The 14,048-nt window shown below is 62.1% G+C and carries 13 protein-coding genes and 1 pseudogene; 7 read left to right on the top strand and 7 right to left on the bottom strand.

From position 1 onward, the window contains the following. The 3 genes from J3A66_RS19000 to J3A66_RS19010 are packed head-to-tail and all read left to right on the top strand — an operon-like array spanning nucleotide 1 to nucleotide 2,995. Nucleotides 1-1,278 (top strand): extracellular solute-binding protein, encoded by a 1,278-nt coding sequence (locus J3A66_RS19000; RefSeq protein WP_192071670.1) that lies wholly within the window; start codon nucleotides 1-3, stop codon nucleotides 1,276-1,278. Next, complete coding sequence (locus J3A66_RS19005; RefSeq protein WP_192142729.1) at nucleotides 1,275-2,156, top strand: sugar ABC transporter permease; 882 nt, start codon at nucleotides 1,275-1,277, stop codon at nucleotides 2,154-2,156. Before J3A66_RS19000 ends, J3A66_RS19005 begins: the two co-directional genes overlap by 4 nt. Continuing rightward, the gene (locus J3A66_RS19010; RefSeq protein ID WP_244649225.1) at nucleotides 2,147-2,995 is read left to right on the top strand and encodes a carbohydrate ABC transporter permease; all 849 of its coding nucleotides are present in this window, start codon (nucleotides 2,147-2,149) and stop codon (nucleotides 2,993-2,995) included. Before J3A66_RS19005 ends, J3A66_RS19010 begins: the two co-directional genes overlap by 10 nt. On the opposite strand, the gene J3A66_RS19015 is transcribed toward J3A66_RS19010, so the two are convergent. Next, nucleotides 2,956-4,065, bottom strand: coding sequence for an ABC transporter ATP-binding protein (locus J3A66_RS19015; RefSeq protein WP_348634099.1), 1,110 nt, complete (start codon nucleotides 4,063-4,065; stop codon nucleotides 2,956-2,958). The genes J3A66_RS19010 and J3A66_RS19015 overlap by 40 nt on opposite strands. Nucleotides 4,066-4,314: 249 nt before the next feature. On the opposite strand from J3A66_RS19015, the pseudogene J3A66_RS19020 reads away from it, so the two are divergent. Next, nucleotides 4,315-4,945: pseudogene (locus J3A66_RS19020) on the top strand (tyrosine-type recombinase/integrase). Between the two features lie 238 nt (nucleotides 4,946-5,183). Next, nucleotides 5,184-5,510, top strand: coding sequence for a DUF4113 domain-containing protein (locus J3A66_RS19025; protein ID WP_192071667.1), 327 nt, complete (start codon nucleotides 5,184-5,186; stop codon nucleotides 5,508-5,510). Between the two features lie 1,367 nt (nucleotides 5,511-6,877). On the opposite strand, the gene J3A66_RS19030 is transcribed toward J3A66_RS19025, so the two are convergent. After that, a complete protein-coding gene (locus tag J3A66_RS19030) occupies nucleotides 6,878-7,381 on the bottom strand; it encodes a GAF domain-containing protein (protein WP_209570704.1) in 504 nt (167 codons plus the stop codon). 330 nt (nucleotides 7,382-7,711) lie between these two features. Here J3A66_RS19030 and J3A66_RS19035 point away from each other — a divergent pair, with 330 nt between their 5' ends. Next, entirely contained in the window at nucleotides 7,712-8,194 is a 483-nt protein-coding gene (locus J3A66_RS19035; protein WP_209570705.1) for a DUF4142 domain-containing protein, read from the top strand. A 114-nt stretch (nucleotides 8,195-8,308) separates the two neighbouring features. Here J3A66_RS19035 and J3A66_RS19040 read toward each other — a convergent pair whose 3' ends face one another. Next, entirely contained in the window at nucleotides 8,309-8,650 is a 342-nt protein-coding gene (locus J3A66_RS19040; RefSeq protein WP_192071664.1) for a hypothetical protein, read from the bottom strand. A 138-nt stretch (nucleotides 8,651-8,788) separates the two neighbouring features. Between J3A66_RS19040 and J3A66_RS19045 the strand changes: the two genes are divergently transcribed. Beyond that, nucleotides 8,789-8,983 (top strand): hypothetical protein, encoded by a 195-nt coding sequence (locus tag J3A66_RS19045; RefSeq protein ID WP_082446655.1) that lies wholly within the window; start codon nucleotides 8,789-8,791, stop codon nucleotides 8,981-8,983. A 664-nt stretch (nucleotides 8,984-9,647) separates the two neighbouring features. Here the strand turns inward: J3A66_RS19045 and J3A66_RS19050 are convergent. From J3A66_RS19050 to J3A66_RS19065, 4 genes are read right to left on the bottom strand one after another with little or no spacing between them, the layout of a single operon-like run. Then, nucleotides 9,648-9,932 carry a DUF3325 domain-containing protein gene (locus tag J3A66_RS19050; protein WP_166747224.1) on the bottom strand — a complete coding sequence of 95 codons (285 nt, stop codon included), beginning with the start codon at nucleotides 9,930-9,932 and terminating at the stop codon, nucleotides 9,648-9,650. Next, complete coding sequence (locus J3A66_RS19055) at nucleotides 9,929-11,524, bottom strand: PepSY-associated TM helix domain-containing protein (protein ID WP_209570706.1); 1,596 nt, start codon at nucleotides 11,522-11,524, stop codon at nucleotides 9,929-9,931. Before J3A66_RS19055 ends, J3A66_RS19050 begins: the two co-directional genes overlap by 4 nt. Beyond that, nucleotides 11,521-11,835: a hypothetical protein gene (locus J3A66_RS19060; RefSeq protein WP_037531268.1), complete on the bottom strand. Its 315-nt coding sequence runs from the start codon at nucleotides 11,833-11,835 to the stop codon at nucleotides 11,521-11,523. Before J3A66_RS19060 ends, J3A66_RS19055 begins: the two co-directional genes overlap by 4 nt. Beyond that, complete coding sequence (locus tag J3A66_RS19065; protein ID WP_348634100.1) at nucleotides 11,832-14,036, bottom strand: TonB-dependent siderophore receptor; 2,205 nt, start codon at nucleotides 14,034-14,036, stop codon at nucleotides 11,832-11,834. The genes J3A66_RS19060 and J3A66_RS19065 overlap by 4 nt, the downstream gene beginning before the upstream one ends. Nucleotides 14,037-14,048 lie beyond the last annotated feature (12 nt).

Here is a 14,048-nt window from a genome sequence, read left to right on the forward strand (position 1 = left end):
ATGCGCCACGATCCGGTGATGGGGGAGCAGGCGCAGGACTGGACGCGGAGAGCCGCATTGGGACTCCTGCCGACGCTAGGTTTGGCGGCCTGTACCGGCACGCGCGGCCCCGAACCGCTGAAATTCTGGGCGATGAGCTATGAAGGCGATTATTCGCCGATGCTGATGCCTGCCTTTACTGCAACAACGGGGATACCGGTAGACGTGCAATCCCTCCCGGCGACCGCAGCGCACGAGAAGCTGCTTACCGCGCAGGCGGGCGGCGCGATGCCCGACGTGCTGATGCTGTATAATGGCTGGGTCCAAGAGTTCGCCACGATCGGTGCAATCGCCCCCGTCCCATCCGCCGCGCTAGTCGCCGACATGTTCCCTGGCGTGCTCGACGCCACGAGAGTCGGCGGTCGGGACTTCGCGGCGCCGTGGTCGGTCGCGCCTCAGGTCCAGTTCTACCGTCGGGATATTCTCGCCAAGGCAGGCTACAACGAGCCGGCAAAGGACTGGGACGGCTGGCTCCACATGGGCCGCGCGATCAAGCGACAACGGCCCGACGACTTCGTGTTCATGCTGCTGCTCAACTGGCCGGACACGCTCATCACGATGCTCGGCCAGACCGGCGCGACGATGCTGCGCGAACACAATACGCGTGGCAACTTCCAGACGCCGGAGGCACAGGCTGCGTTCGCCTATTATGCGCGGATCTTCGCCGAACGGCTAGCGCCCAAGGCACTCTCGACCGAGATCCAGGATCCGGTTGCGGCCTTCGCACAGGGGTATTTCGCGATCTGGCCGACCGGGCCGACGACGTTGCTCGACCTGCATCGGCGTGCCGCGGAGATCCCCGCCGCGCGTTGGGGAACCGCACGGCTCGCCGGTCCGCGCGGTGTCGGCGCGGTGTCAGGGTTGAGCACCAGCCTCTGCGTCTCCGCCGCGACGCCGCGTCCGGCGGAAGCTTGGGCACTGGTCCGCCACCTCAGTTCCCCGACCAGCGAACTCCGCTACCAGACCATGATCGGCAATCTCCCGGCTCGCCTGAGCGCCTGGTCGTCGCCACAACTCCGCGCGCCGATACTCGCGCCGTTTAAGGAACAGATGCGCTTCCCAGCCACCATGCCGAAGGTGATCGAGTGGGAGCGGATCAAACTCGAGATCCAGTTCGCCGCCGAACGCGTCGTGCGGGGCGTTCAGACCATAGCTGAGGCGCTCGCCGGTCTCGACACGCGCATCGACCAGTTGCTGGCCAAGCGCCGCGCGTTAGTTGAAGCGGGCACGCTCGCATGACGCGCCAGGAGCGCGCCGCCTGGATATTCTCTGCGCCGGTCCTCGCGATTATCGCGCTGGTCTTCGTTGTGCCGACTGCGCTAGCGATGGCGTTGTCAGTCACCGATTATTCGATCTACGCGCTCGCCGACTGGTCGAACCTGCGCTTCGTCGGGCTTGGCAATTTCGTCGACCTATTCTCGACCCCGCTATTCTGGCGCGCGATCGGCAACACCGCCCTGTTCGCGGTACTCGGCGTGCCGATGGCGATCGGTGCGTCGCTCGCCGTCGCTCTGCTGCTCAACGACGCGACGGTGCGGTGGAAGCCGCTGTGGCGCGTGCTGCTATTCGCGCCCTACGTCACCAGTATCGTTGCGACCGCGGTGGTGTGGCGGTTCCTGTTCAACGAACGCTCGGGGCTGATTAACCGCGCACTTGCGGCGGTCGGAGCAGCCCCGGTCGACTGGCTGGGCAACCCCCACACCTCGATCCCGGCGATCCTGATCTTCGTCACCTGGAAGATCTTCGGCTACAACATGATCGTCTTCACCGCCGCGCTGTCCGCGGTGCCGCAGGACCTGATGGAGGCCGCACGGCTCGACGGCGCGGGCCGCTGGAGCCGCTTCCGCCACGTCACCCTCCCCGCGATCGGCCCGACGTTGCTGCTCGCCGCTGTGATGAGCGTCGCGGGCTTCCTCCAGATCTTCGCCGAGCCCTATGTCATGACACTCGGCGGCCCTGCCCAGAGCACCACGACGATCCTGTATTTCATGTTCGATGAGGGCTTCAAATGGTGGAACCTGGGCCAGGCCAGCGCGGTCGCTTTCGTGCTCTTCCTGATGATCCTGGCGCTGACGACGGTCCAGACGCGGATTGGGAGGCGCTACGAATGGCTTTGAAACTTCGCGCGATCCTCGCCAATGCGACAGCGGTTACCCTGACCGCGCTGACGATCGCGCCATTGCTTTACATGGTGATCGTATCGTTCATGCCGCGCGGGGAATCGAGCAAACTCCCGACGCCGCTCTGGCCATCGCATTGGTCGCTGGAGAACTACCACGAGCTGCTCGTCCGGCGGCTGATTGACGGCGCGTGGTTTGATTACCGGATCGTCCCCGCTCTGTTCAACAGCGTCGCCATCGCAGCGATTTCGACGCTGCTCGGCCTGCTGCTCACGGTGCCGGCCGGCTACGCCTTCGCCAAACTGCGCTTCCGCGGGCGCGAGCGGCTGCTCAAGATCCTGATCGCGTCGCTGGTCGTACCCGGCCAGGTCGCGATGCTGCCGCTCTTCCTGATCTTCAAGCAGCTCGAGCTCGTCAACAGCTATGCCGGCGTCATCCTGCCATCGCTCGCTGGCATCTTCGCGATCCTGTTCGTACGGCAGGCGACGCTCGCGATCCCCGATGAAATAATCGACGCGGCCCGGATCGACGGCGCGAGCGAGACGCGGATTTTCGTGACGATCGTCCGGCCCCTCCTCACCCCGATCGTCGTCACGCTGGCGTTGTTCATGTTCCTCGGCTCGTGGAATGACTTCCTCTGGCCGCTGATCGTGCTGGCCGACCAGCATCTCTACACGCTGCCGGTCGCGGTCGCCGCGATCGCGCGCGAGCATTCGGCGGACGGCGAACTGATGATGGCGGCGGCGGTCGTCACGACGATGCCAGTCCTACTGCTGTTCCTCGCAATGCAGCGTTATTATCTGACTGGGCTGCTCGGCGGCAGTGTGAAGGGATAGGCGCGGCCATCGGCGCCGAACACATGCGCGTCGTTGGTCGCGACGCCGACGCGCAAGGTCTCGCCGAGCGTCACCGACCGATCGCCCGGTAACTGAGCGACGATCGTATCTGCCGCGCCGCGTGCACCGAGATGCGCGAACGACAGCGGCCCGAGCCGCTCGAACAGCTCGACTGCGCCAACGAACGGTCCCCCGTTGTCGACATACAGATGTTCGGGGCGAACGCCGAGCGTGACCGGCGAACCGACTGCAGCCGCCGGGACGATCGCGCCGGTCCTCACCCTCTCGCCGCCTGCCAGGCTTACCGTGGTGCCGTCGGCGTCGACCGACGCGATCGTCGCGGCGAGCAGGTTCATGCCCGGCGACCCGATCGCCGCGGCGACCGTCAGGCTCGCCGGTCGCCGATACACGTCTATCGGCGGCCCGACCTGCTCAATGCGCCCCTCGCTCATCACGACGATACGATTGGCGAGCGTCATCGCCTCGAGCTGGTCGTGCGTGACGTAGATCATCGTCGCACCGAGCTGTTGATGCAGTCGCGCGAACTCGTGCCGCATCCGCGCACGCAGGTTGGCATCGAGGTTCGACAACGGCTCGTCGAGCAACAATACCTTCGGTCGACGCACGACTGCGCGCGCGATCGATACCCGCTGACGCTGCCCACCCGACAAGGCCCGCGGCCGCCGGTCGAGCAGATCCGACAGATCGAGCATCGCCGCGACCTCCGCGACGCGCTCGGTAATCTCGCGCTTGGCGACTTTTGCGACCTTCAACGGAAACGCGATGTTCTCCGCGACTGTGAGATGCGGGTACAGCGCGTAGGACTGGAACACCATCGCCAGCCCGCGATCCGACGGCGCCGCATCGGTCACGTCGCGTCCATCGATCGCCACCCTTCCGGTGCTTGGCACCTCAAGCCCAGCGATCATCCGCAACAGTGTCGACTTGCCGCAACCCGACGGCCCGACGAGGACGATGAACTCGCCTTCCTCGATCGTCAGGTCGGTCGGCAAGAGCACTGTGGTGTCGCCGAAGCTCTTAGAAAGTCCGCTGATTTTGACGCTCGCCACCGCATGTCCTCTACTTATCACACGTTGGGTAGCGGCTGACACGACAGCGGGCAAAGCCATCGTACCTTGCAACCAAGCCGCTACGCGCTGACGAGGACCCACTTCCGGCCGCACAAAGACTGCGCGGCGCCGCCCAGAACCGACAGCTCGATCAGCATCATCGACGGCTGATCAACCACATTTCTAAACCGGCGGTTTACTGCGCATGCGTATACTCGATCAACCGATCTGGGCCGATGGAGATGATCGATGGGTCACTCGTCAATGGACCCCGCCTTTCACGAACTTCGGCCTTGGAACGAAGGCCGGCTGATTGGTGCGAAGCGGGCGCTGAAACAGCAACAGGTCTGGGCCATTCGCTTTTGGCTCGACTAGCAGAGGAGACTGCGCGACCGAGCGCTGTTCGACTTCGCCATCGACAGCAAGCTGCGCGGCTGTGACGTGGTCAGGGTGCGGATTGGCGATGTAGTTTCCGGGGGGCGCGTCCGTGACCGCGCCGTCGTTGTTCGGCAGAAAACCAAACGACCGATTCAGTTCGAGATCATGGACACGGCGCGAAAGACGATGCGGGCATGGTTGGAGCGACGTGGGGGGACACTGAACGACTTCGTTTTCCCGAGCCGCAACGACGACATGGACCACATGAGCATGCGGCAATATGCCCGCCTTGTGCGCGAATGGATGGTCGGCATCGGCCTTCCGGCGCAGGATTATGGGACGCACTCGCTACGGCGCACGAAAGCATCGATCATCTACAAGGCGGCTGGCAACCTCCGCGCCGTTCAGATCCTTCTCGGCCATGCCAAGATGGACAGCACGGCGCTACTTGGGCGTTGACGTGGAGGACGCTTTGGAATTGGCCGAACGCACCGAGGTCTGAGAGACCCATAAGTCGCCGTTCGGGTGCCCTTCCCCGCCTCCCAACTTCCGCCGTTCATTCATCGGGTTCCACGGCAGCGCTTGCCTTCCGTTTAAGCGGTCGTTCGAAATGACTGCCTAGAAATCGATGGCTTCCGAAAGTCATCCCGAACGATGCAAGATTGGCCGCCTTGCCTACACCCGCGCCCGGTACGACAATACGCAGCCTTATATCGGTGTCCGCGCCTACCCTCCATCCGATGACGAACGACAGCTTCGAATTGATCGCGGCGGCCAGGCGAGCGGCTGAGAAGGCGTGGCGGGATGGTTACGCGTACACGAAGGCCGGCATCATGCTCAACGATCTGCTGCCTGAGGACGAGCGGCCGCGCACGCTGTTCGAAGAGGATACGGCCAAGCGAGACCGGCTGATGGGCGCACTCGACGCAATCAATGGCAAATTCGTGACGTGGACTGCGGTGACGGCGTCGCAGGGCTTCAACCGCGAGTGGAAGATGCGGTCGGAGATGCGATCGCCGGCGTGGACGACGGACATTGTTGAAGCGCCAATTGTCTCTGCGCGATAGAGGATCAGATGGAGACTGCCGCGTGGCGTCGCTCGGCATTGCGGCTTCTGAAAGCTCAACCCTTCGGGGATGCGGACACGAGCTTGAACATCGCTTCCCCAATATATGCCCTTAGCGCGCGCCGCGTTAAGCTGATCGTCTTGCCCTCACCGAGACATGACGCAATTGCCGGCTTCAATTGCTCAGTGGCACTAGTATCTTGCAAGCTCCATGGACGTGAAATTAGCAGAACGTGAGCAGCAACCGGTGACGATCGAGCGACGCAATCGCCGAGCGCACGTTCCGGGCGGTAACTGGCCGGCAGTGCTGCAACAGGACCATCAAATTCATCAGCTAACTTGAGGGGGGGAAGGTCTTTTATAAGGCCCAGATCTGGCGCCTTACGGAATTGAAGGCGGTATAGTGCAGGATACAGGGCACCCCGAAAAACGTCCGGCTGGATTATCATCATCGTAACAGATCCCGGTCTGCTAGCGTCAACCAAAAGGCATTTAGAATTTGACGCCTTTGACGCCAAATCAACATATTCTGCCGTATTGGGTATTGATCTGACAAATTGGCTAGCTACCGATCTTGTGTTTTTGTCCCGTATAATACAATCTGCATACCTCGCCACGAATATGTCAGCTTTGTCATGCCGTAAGTCGGTTCCCGACTGCGCGGCAACGGAAGAAGCTGAGAAGGTGATCGCGCATGCCGCTGAAAATCTAGCTACGCTCAACCGATTCATGACAATCCCCACCATCTATTATCTCATTCTGTGATCAGTCTATTTGACCCTACTAATAATGGCATCAACTTCGCACGTTGGAAACACCGGCTACCTCACTGTCATGCAGTCTGCCGGGTCCGGCCAATCACACCTCCGGGTGTATTGGCGCCACCAGTTCGTTCGTGTCACAGGCGGCCAGCACGCAGTGGCTTATGGTCAACTTTTCGCCCGAAACCAGCAATTGCGAACACAGCCTACTAGCTATTTCGTATCGCCTCTGGCTGGCGCATTGGTGACATAAGCTGTGAGTCTGAAGAGCATCAGACCCCGCTCGTTCGTCACGTCGACGACAAAATCTCGACCGTCCCATAAGACAGCTGGTTCGCCGTGCATGATCTAACCGGCGCAAATTAGAGCATGCTTCCTCGCTGCCGCGTGATCAGCCAACTCGGTCCCCTCACTATCAGGCTCATGCCGGTTGTCAGCCGTATTGAAGAAGTATCGTACCATCGTGATGTTCCTCTGGGCTCGCAAACGGGCACAGGACGTAAAGTCGCTACCTTTCACATGAGATGTGCTGCCGTGGATCAGCATGCAGCTTATCGTGCATCGTCCCGCTCCGCGTCCGGCGGTGCATTAATCAACGATCCCATTCTCACGTAGATATGGTCCGTGGCATTTGGGGTTGAATTGCAGGGCATTGCGACACTATGCTCGCGACGCGGTCCGCGAATTGCTTGAGCGTCGGTACCATGTCCGCCCGCGCCAGCTTGCGCGGATGGGGATCGATCGCGCACAGCGTTCCAAAAACCGTGCCGTCCGAAAGGATGATCGGCAGCGACACATAGCTCTTGAAGCCATAGAGCGCGGGCGCCGGGTTGCTGTTCCAACGCGGATCGGCGGAGACGTCGTCGATCACTACCGCATTGCCGGACTTCCGGATGTCGTTGCAGATCGTCGTTGAGATGCGCAACTCATCTCCCGGCGACATACCGAAGTCGATCTGGTCGAGTACCTGGCACGCAATCCAACGCGCCTTCGTTACGCGCGCGACCGCGACAAATCCCATTCTCGTAAGTGCCGCCACTTCCTCTAGAATGCGACGTATTTCGTCATCGTCGCCAAAGCGCGCAGCATCCGCAGCCAGTTCGTCGATCATATGTGATCCCCCAACCCAGTCGTATTCACATATGATAGGCCTGCCGAGTCCTACTTAGTCGCAAGCGTACGTAGCCGTTCTAACCACGGCGAATTTTCATGTTTTGAGCTAGAAAGTAGAAGATAGACCACAGTTCTAACATGCCATCATTCGCAAGAATTACTCAGATCCGCGGTACCCCCGGCGGCCTGATCGGTCACGTGATCGGCGTGAACCCGCGAATCGTATAAATCAAGATTAAGAGAGGGGCGGGATGTCGATCGATAAGGGAACACTATGATCGACTGATCCCTTATCAACTTACGCAAATACAAGGCGTAGGAGAAGATTATGAAGCGGCTTATTCTCACGGCAGCGCTGATCGCTACCCCCACACTGGTAGCGGCACAAAGCGTGCCATCCCCTGCTACCTATGTCATGAAAGCCGGCGCGTCGGACCAATATGAGATCCAATCGAGCAATCTCGTGATGGCCACTACGAAGAACGCCGAGCTTAAGCAGTTCGCCACGATGATGGTAAGCGACCACAACAAGAGCACTGCTGATGTGAAGGCCGCAGCTACGCAGTCCGGCCTGACGCCAAAGCCCCCGATGCTCGACGCGATGGGCCGCAAGAATATTGCTGCGCTCAAGGCGTCCAAGGGACCAGCCCGTGATGCACTTTATATCAAGCAGCAGAAGACTGCTCACCAGCAGGCACTCGCCCTTCACCAGGGTTTTGCCACTTCCGGTTTGGCTCCCGCGCTAAAGCAGGTCGCGTCGACCATCGCGCCAGCCGTTCAGCATCACATTGAGATGCTGGCGTCAATGTAAAGACAAACCTCGACCCGTTTCGGCGGGTCGAGATCATTGGTGATGCCTAACTGCAAAATTGCGCGACGGAGCGCTGAGCGCTCCGTCGCTAGTCCCTAAGATACTGTCGGATAGCTATTCCTCAGGCCCGCTTCGCGACGTGTCGAGGTCAATGTCCTCACCCGGATTACCGCCACCTGCGCTGGCCCCACTGCCGTGAACTTCACCCGTTTTGTTGTCGATATATGCTCGCTTACCAGCCTCGCGAGGAATATCCCTGCCGTCATCCCTTTCGACCGACTCGACACCAGGCGCACGGTCCCGGTTCTGTAGGTGACGCTCCGCGGCATGGTCCATGCTATCGTACTCGTCGCCCGAGTAGCCATCACCTTTACCGAAACCGTCGTCGGCGGGGTTTGCGTCCTTGGATTTTACCCGGACATTTTCGTTAGGCTTCGGCGTGCTCTCGTCAGTCATGGCAACCTCTCAGTGTTGTTGGTGACCAACGCACAACCGGCAGAAAGCTCCGCGAATGTGATGAAGGCTTTGTTAGTTGACCGATACCGCGGTCGGCATAGCATCGCCTTGCCCATCAAGGGCTTGGAGATTTGCCACATGCGCACCCTGCTCGTCGCTGCCGCGTCTTTGTCGTTAATTGCCGGTGGGGCGCCTGCATTCGCCGCACCGTGCAAAGACGCCAAGGGACGCTTCACGAAATGCCCGCCCAAAGCACCGGCCAAGCCGGCCCGTTGCAAGAGCGCGAATGGCAAGTTTGCAAAATGCGGCACGGCTGGCGCCAAGCCTGTCTGAGGTGAGACGAGCGCGGGTGATCACACCCGCGCTCGCAAGGTCAGTTTTTCGCCGGTACTGTGACAACCATTGTCCGCGTGGTGGCGACATCAACGATCGGCAGTTCTCAGGATTGAGAATGTCGGCGGCGAACGACTGAAATTAGTGTGCGTTGCAGCCCGGAAGGGTGATGTCCGCCTAACGGCGGATCTTGGCACAAGCCGATGTTCCCGCACCTCCCAACGAACGGCGTATGTTGGTCGGGAGCCGACGCCAGCAGCCCGGCGGGGCTGACCCATATTGACGACCCACAAGCCGACATTCGTAGGCTCTTGTCGGCTGCCCAATATCGGCCATTCATTCATCAGATCGATGCGCCGCACCTGCACGCCAATCCATTACACAGGCGGTTGGAAGCGCTTACTGATGAGACCCCTGGTTTGGCGGTCTGACCGCAATTGGTCAGAGGTTTTGATCTGGAAAACACTGCCCGCTAGTTGCGCAACAGCGTCACCACTTAAATGGGCGACATACGAGGTCGTCGTGATGCGATGCATGGTCTGTGCAACGCCGTCCGGAAGTGAAATCGTGCCATTTTCCTTGGCGGTCGCGACCTGGGGCTGTACGACTGCAGGGATGTAGAGGATGACTGCTGCGCAAGGGAAAACCCCTGAGCTACGGTTTTTTAGGATCGCCCGTTGGCGCGAGCGGGAACGAAGTTTAGCGCGAGGAAGGCGATCCCGGCGCCGGCCATGATTGCGCCTGCCCAAAGGATCGGTCCAAAGATCCATCCTTGAGCAAGAAGCGCGGGCGCGACGCTCACGACCAGCGAAAGCCAGCCGCCGGTCCGCAACATTTTACACCGCGCTGCCTGCGGACATGCCCCGAACCGACGGCGATGATGCGCCTCGGTCGCCAGGCCAAGCAGGAAGAACGCGGCGCTGGCGAGCAGGAGTGACAGGATGCTCATTCGGCGGGCTCCGGAACCGTGGAGGCGGTGGCGGCTTCAGCCCTGCGAACGCGCTTTGCAGCGGGGCGATGGTGCGCGACGCGGCGGGCAAGCAGCAAAAACCCTATTCCGAAGACCGAGATCGCCGCATCGATGCCAGCGATCATCAGGTCGCCTATCGCCAGCGACGCGAACAACCCGCGATCGGTCGCGACGACGTCGTACATTGGCAACGCAACGAGCAGCACCCCGGTCACCGCGAATAGCGAAGGCCAAACGCGCGCCGGCCTGACGACGAAGGCCGTCAGCGCCGCGGCAGCCCAAGCGATGAACAGCATGTGCATCTCCCAATCGGCGCGTCCGCGAAGTGCTACCGGGAGTAGGCGGTTGGCCCAGAAAAAGCACGTGATCCCGAGCGGGAAACCGCCGATCACCGCGACGTTGAGCCGCTCGACGAGGCGGAACCCGAGATGCGGCCGGGTCGGATCGAGCAGGCGCTCGCGACGCTTGACTGTCCATAGCACGAGACCGCTCGCGACCATCAGCGTGCCCGCGATCCCGCACAGGAAGTAGAGCCAGCGGCCGCCGTCGCCTGCAAACCGTCCGGCGTGGAGCCCGATCATCGCGCCCGCGGTCTCGGCAGCGGCGCCCGGTGGCGGCGAACGCCAGACGAGGCGCCCGGTCACGCCATCATAGGTCAGTCGCGGCGTCCGCGAGGACAGCATCGAATTGGCGCTCTGGCTGATCGTGACCCGTGCAGCGGCGTCGCCGGGATCGCTGACCTCGATGAAACTGGCGGGCGCGCCGAGTCGGCGTTCGGCGTCGGTCGCGATCCGTCGCAGATCGATCAACGGCGTGGGACGGCCGGTCCGCTCGACCACGTTGGCGGCCGGGAACAGCGCGGCGAACAGGGTATTCTGATCATTATAATTGGCGACGACCGCCCACGGCATCAAAAGCGTCATCAACGTGACCAGCCCGGTATAAGTGATCATCAGGTGGAACGGCAGCGCCAGCACCGCGGTCGCATTGTGACCGTCGAGCCAGGATCGCTGGCCCTTTGCGCGTCGCAGCGTGAAGAAGTCCTTGAAGATCTTCTTGTGCGTGACGATCCCGCTGACGATCGCCACCAGCATCATCATGGTCGCGAACCCGACCAGCCACCGCGCCCAGATCACCGGCATGTAGTGGAGATCGAAGTGGAAGCGGTAGAAGAACTCCCCGCCCCGCGTCTCGCGCGCCTGCGCGACCTGTCCGTCGGCACCGATCAGTGCCTGCGTGTCGCCGCGCCCTCGCCTGCCCCGCCTGCCACGCTCTTCGCCGGGCTTCGGCTGCGGCACCCAGAAGACCTGCGCACCGGGCGATCGTTCCGTCGCTACCGGGATAATCCAGCTCTTCGCATCGGGCGCTTTGCGAGCAAGGAACGCTTGCGACCCTGCCAGCACGCGCATCGGCTGTTCGACGCGCGCGATCTCGGGCCGCATCCAGCGGTTAAGCCCCTCGCGCCAGAACGCGATCGTGCCGGCGACAAAGACGAGGAACAGGATCCAGCCAAGCAGCAATCCGGACCAGGTGTGCAAGAACGCCTGCGACTGACGGAAGCCCTTGCTCATACCCGCCCCGTCGCGCCGATCGATATCCACGTGATTGCGGCCGCAACCGCCGCTGCGAGGCCGAGTGTCCAGATCGCGCGCCAACCGCTACGGGCCGCGAACGCCCACATCGCCGCAAGCGAGCACAAGGCGAGCGCGATCAGCGCGGCGGTGACGGTCGCCTCGGCACGATCCCCCGGCAGCAGCCGCGCAAGCGCCATCGCCCACAGGCTCGCAGTTGCATAAGCGAGCGGCACGGAGGCGACGACGCGCAGCGCGATGTCGCCGCGCCGCGCCCAGCGCGCACGGGCATGCGCATCGCCCGCCGTCATTCGAAGCTGTACCGAAGCGTCGCGAACGCGGTGCGCGGGCTGCCGTAGTAGTTGCCGCGGCCGGTGGCGGCGATGCGCGCGTAATAGGTCTTGTCGAGTACGTTCGCGACGTTGACCGAGACACCCACCCTCTCGTTGAACTTATAGCCTGCGCGCAGGTCGAGCACCGCATAGCTTGGCTGGCGGACGATGGTGGACCGGGTGCGCAGCGTACCGTCGGCGTTGAACACCGCCGCATTGCCGCCATAGGTCGAACTGAACCACGTCACGCTGCCGCCAAGGCTCGCGCCTGCCAGTGGCCCATCGACCGGGGCGTAGTTGGTGAACGCCTTAACCATGTGCTTCGGCACGATCGGCACCAGTGGCAGCCCCTCGAACGCAGTGGTCTGGTCCTCCAGATACTTAGTCTTGGTGTAGGTATAGCCGCCATTGATCCGCCAGCCGGGTAGGATCTCGCCGGTCGCCTCGGCCTCGATACCGCGCGAGCGGACCTTGCCGGTCTGAAGCACGACGGTCTGAATGTCGGGATCGTTGAACAACCTGTTGGTCTGTATGATCTGATACGCTGCCGCAGACAGCAACAGGCGATCGTTCATCAGCGAAAGCTTGGTGCCCGCCTCATATTGCGCACCGACCAGCGGCTCGATCTGCTGCCCGTCGGGACGTGCCCGGCCGACCGGTGCCGCCTGCGGTGTGAAGCTGTCGGCATAGCTCGCATAGAGGTTGAGCTGCGACGTCAAGTCCCAGACGATTCCGGCATAGGGCGTGAAGCGGTTGTCGATCCCGTAGCGGGTCGACGGTGGCAAGACACCGCTTGGTGTCAGCAACGTGGTCGTCGTGGTATCCCACCATGTCACGCGGCCGCCACCGATGAGCGTCAGGCCGGCGAGCGGGCTCATTCGCATCTGCCCATAGATGCCGTACTGCTCGACGTCGGTCGAGGAACCGCCGTAGGCCTGCAGCACGCAATTGGCGGGCGCGGGTGTGATCGTGGTGCTGGAACTGGGACAGGTCGCTCCCGTCCCCTGCACCGGATAATAGGGCAAGACGCCATACGGGTTCAGGGGCGGCTCGAACGGCGACACCGGGTTGTACACGTCGATCCGCGCATAATTGGACAGCCGGGTGAAATAGGACGTGCCCGAACTCGCCTGATAATCTGTGCCGAGGATCAGCGTCTGGTCGCGCCCGAACAGCGGGAAAGTGCCTATGCCGTTGAAGTCGAACGATCGCGTCTGCTGGTTACTGTCGCCGCGATAGGCGATGTGGCTGGTCGAGCCGTTGGTCGCGGTTACCGGCTGGTTGCCGATATAGCTGTAGATGTCGACGCGATCGACGTCGGTGAACAGGCCGGTCGCGCGCAACGTCCAGCGATCGCTGATCTTGTGCGCGAGTTCGGCGAACCCGGTCCAGGTCTCGGCGTTGAACCGGTTCCAGTCGGCGCCGAGATAGGTCGATCGCTTCACGTCGAGCAACTTGCCGTCGCTGCCGTCCGCGCCACCGATGATGCCGGGCAGGCCCGACTGCACCGCGGGACGGAAACGGTCGTAATAGCCGCCGACCGTCAGCGTTGTGCGCTCGCCGATCTCAAGCGAACCGACTGCGAACCCGCCAATGCGGTTGCGGTGCGCGTTTGCGAAGAACTGATCCTGGTCCTGTGCCATTGCACCGAACCGTAAGCCTGCCTTGGTGCTGATTGGCGTCGAGACGTCGAGCTCGAAGCGTAGATTGTCGTAGCTGCCGGCACCGGCGCTAGCCTGCATCTTGAACGCGTCGAGCGGTCGCTTACGCACCATGTTGATGCTGCCCGCCGGATTGCCCGATCCGCTAAACAGACCTGCCGGGCCGCGCAGCACTTCCAACCGGTCGTAGAAGAACAGGTCCGGCACGGCGGATGGGAAGTTGAACGCAAAACTCGGGACGCCGTCGATCAGGTAATTGGTGATCGCGAACCCGCGCGAGAAGAACGACGGATCCTCGCTGCCGACGCCATTGACTGTGATGCCATTGGTCGCGGTCAGCGCGTCTTCCAGCGTAAACAAGTTCTGACCCTCGATCTGATCGCGATCGATCACGGTAATGGTGTTCGGCGTGTCCTTGAGCGGCGTCACAGTCTTGCCGACCGCACGACCATAGCTTTTGCCGATCACCATGATTTCGTCGGACTTCTGCGCATCGTCCGATCCGGAGGCCGTTTCCACGGTCCTTGGCTC

Source organism: Sphingomonas sp. PvP018, assembly GCF_017876865.1.
Taxonomy (GTDB): Bacteria; Pseudomonadota; Alphaproteobacteria; order Sphingomonadales; family Sphingomonadaceae; genus Sphingomonas; species Sphingomonas aerolata.

Coding starts and splice junctions, on each gene's coding strand:
- J3A66_RS19000 (WP_192071670.1), top strand. CDS start 1: ATGCGCCACGATCCGGTGATGGGGGAGCAGGCGCAGGACTGGACGCGG.
- J3A66_RS19005 (WP_192142729.1), top strand. CDS start 1,275: ATGACGCGCCAGGAGCGCGCCGCCTGGATATTCTCTGCGCCGGTCCTC.
- J3A66_RS19010 (WP_244649225.1), top strand. CDS start 2,147: ATGGCTTTGAAACTTCGCGCGATCCTCGCCAATGCGACAGCGGTTACC.
- J3A66_RS19025 (WP_192071667.1), top strand. CDS start 5,184: ATGACGAACGACAGCTTCGAATTGATCGCGGCGGCCAGGCGAGCGGCT.
- J3A66_RS19030 (WP_209570704.1), bottom strand. CDS start 7,381: ATGATCGACGAACTGGCTGCGGATGCTGCGCGCTTTGGCGACGATGAC.
- J3A66_RS19035 (WP_209570705.1), top strand. CDS start 7,712: ATGAAGCGGCTTATTCTCACGGCAGCGCTGATCGCTACCCCCACACTG.
- J3A66_RS19040 (WP_192071664.1), bottom strand. CDS start 8,650: ATGACTGACGAGAGCACGCCGAAGCCTAACGAAAATGTCCGGGTAAAA.
- J3A66_RS19045 (WP_082446655.1), top strand. CDS start 8,789: ATGCGCACCCTGCTCGTCGCTGCCGCGTCTTTGTCGTTAATTGCCGGT.
- J3A66_RS19050 (WP_166747224.1), bottom strand. CDS start 9,932: ATGAGCATCCTGTCACTCCTGCTCGCCAGCGCCGCGTTCTTCCTGCTT.
- J3A66_RS19055 (WP_209570706.1), bottom strand. CDS start 11,524: ATGAGCAAGGGCTTCCGTCAGTCGCAGGCGTTCTTGCACACCTGGTCC.
- J3A66_RS19060 (WP_037531268.1), bottom strand. CDS start 11,835: ATGACGGCGGGCGATGCGCATGCCCGTGCGCGCTGGGCGCGGCGCGGC.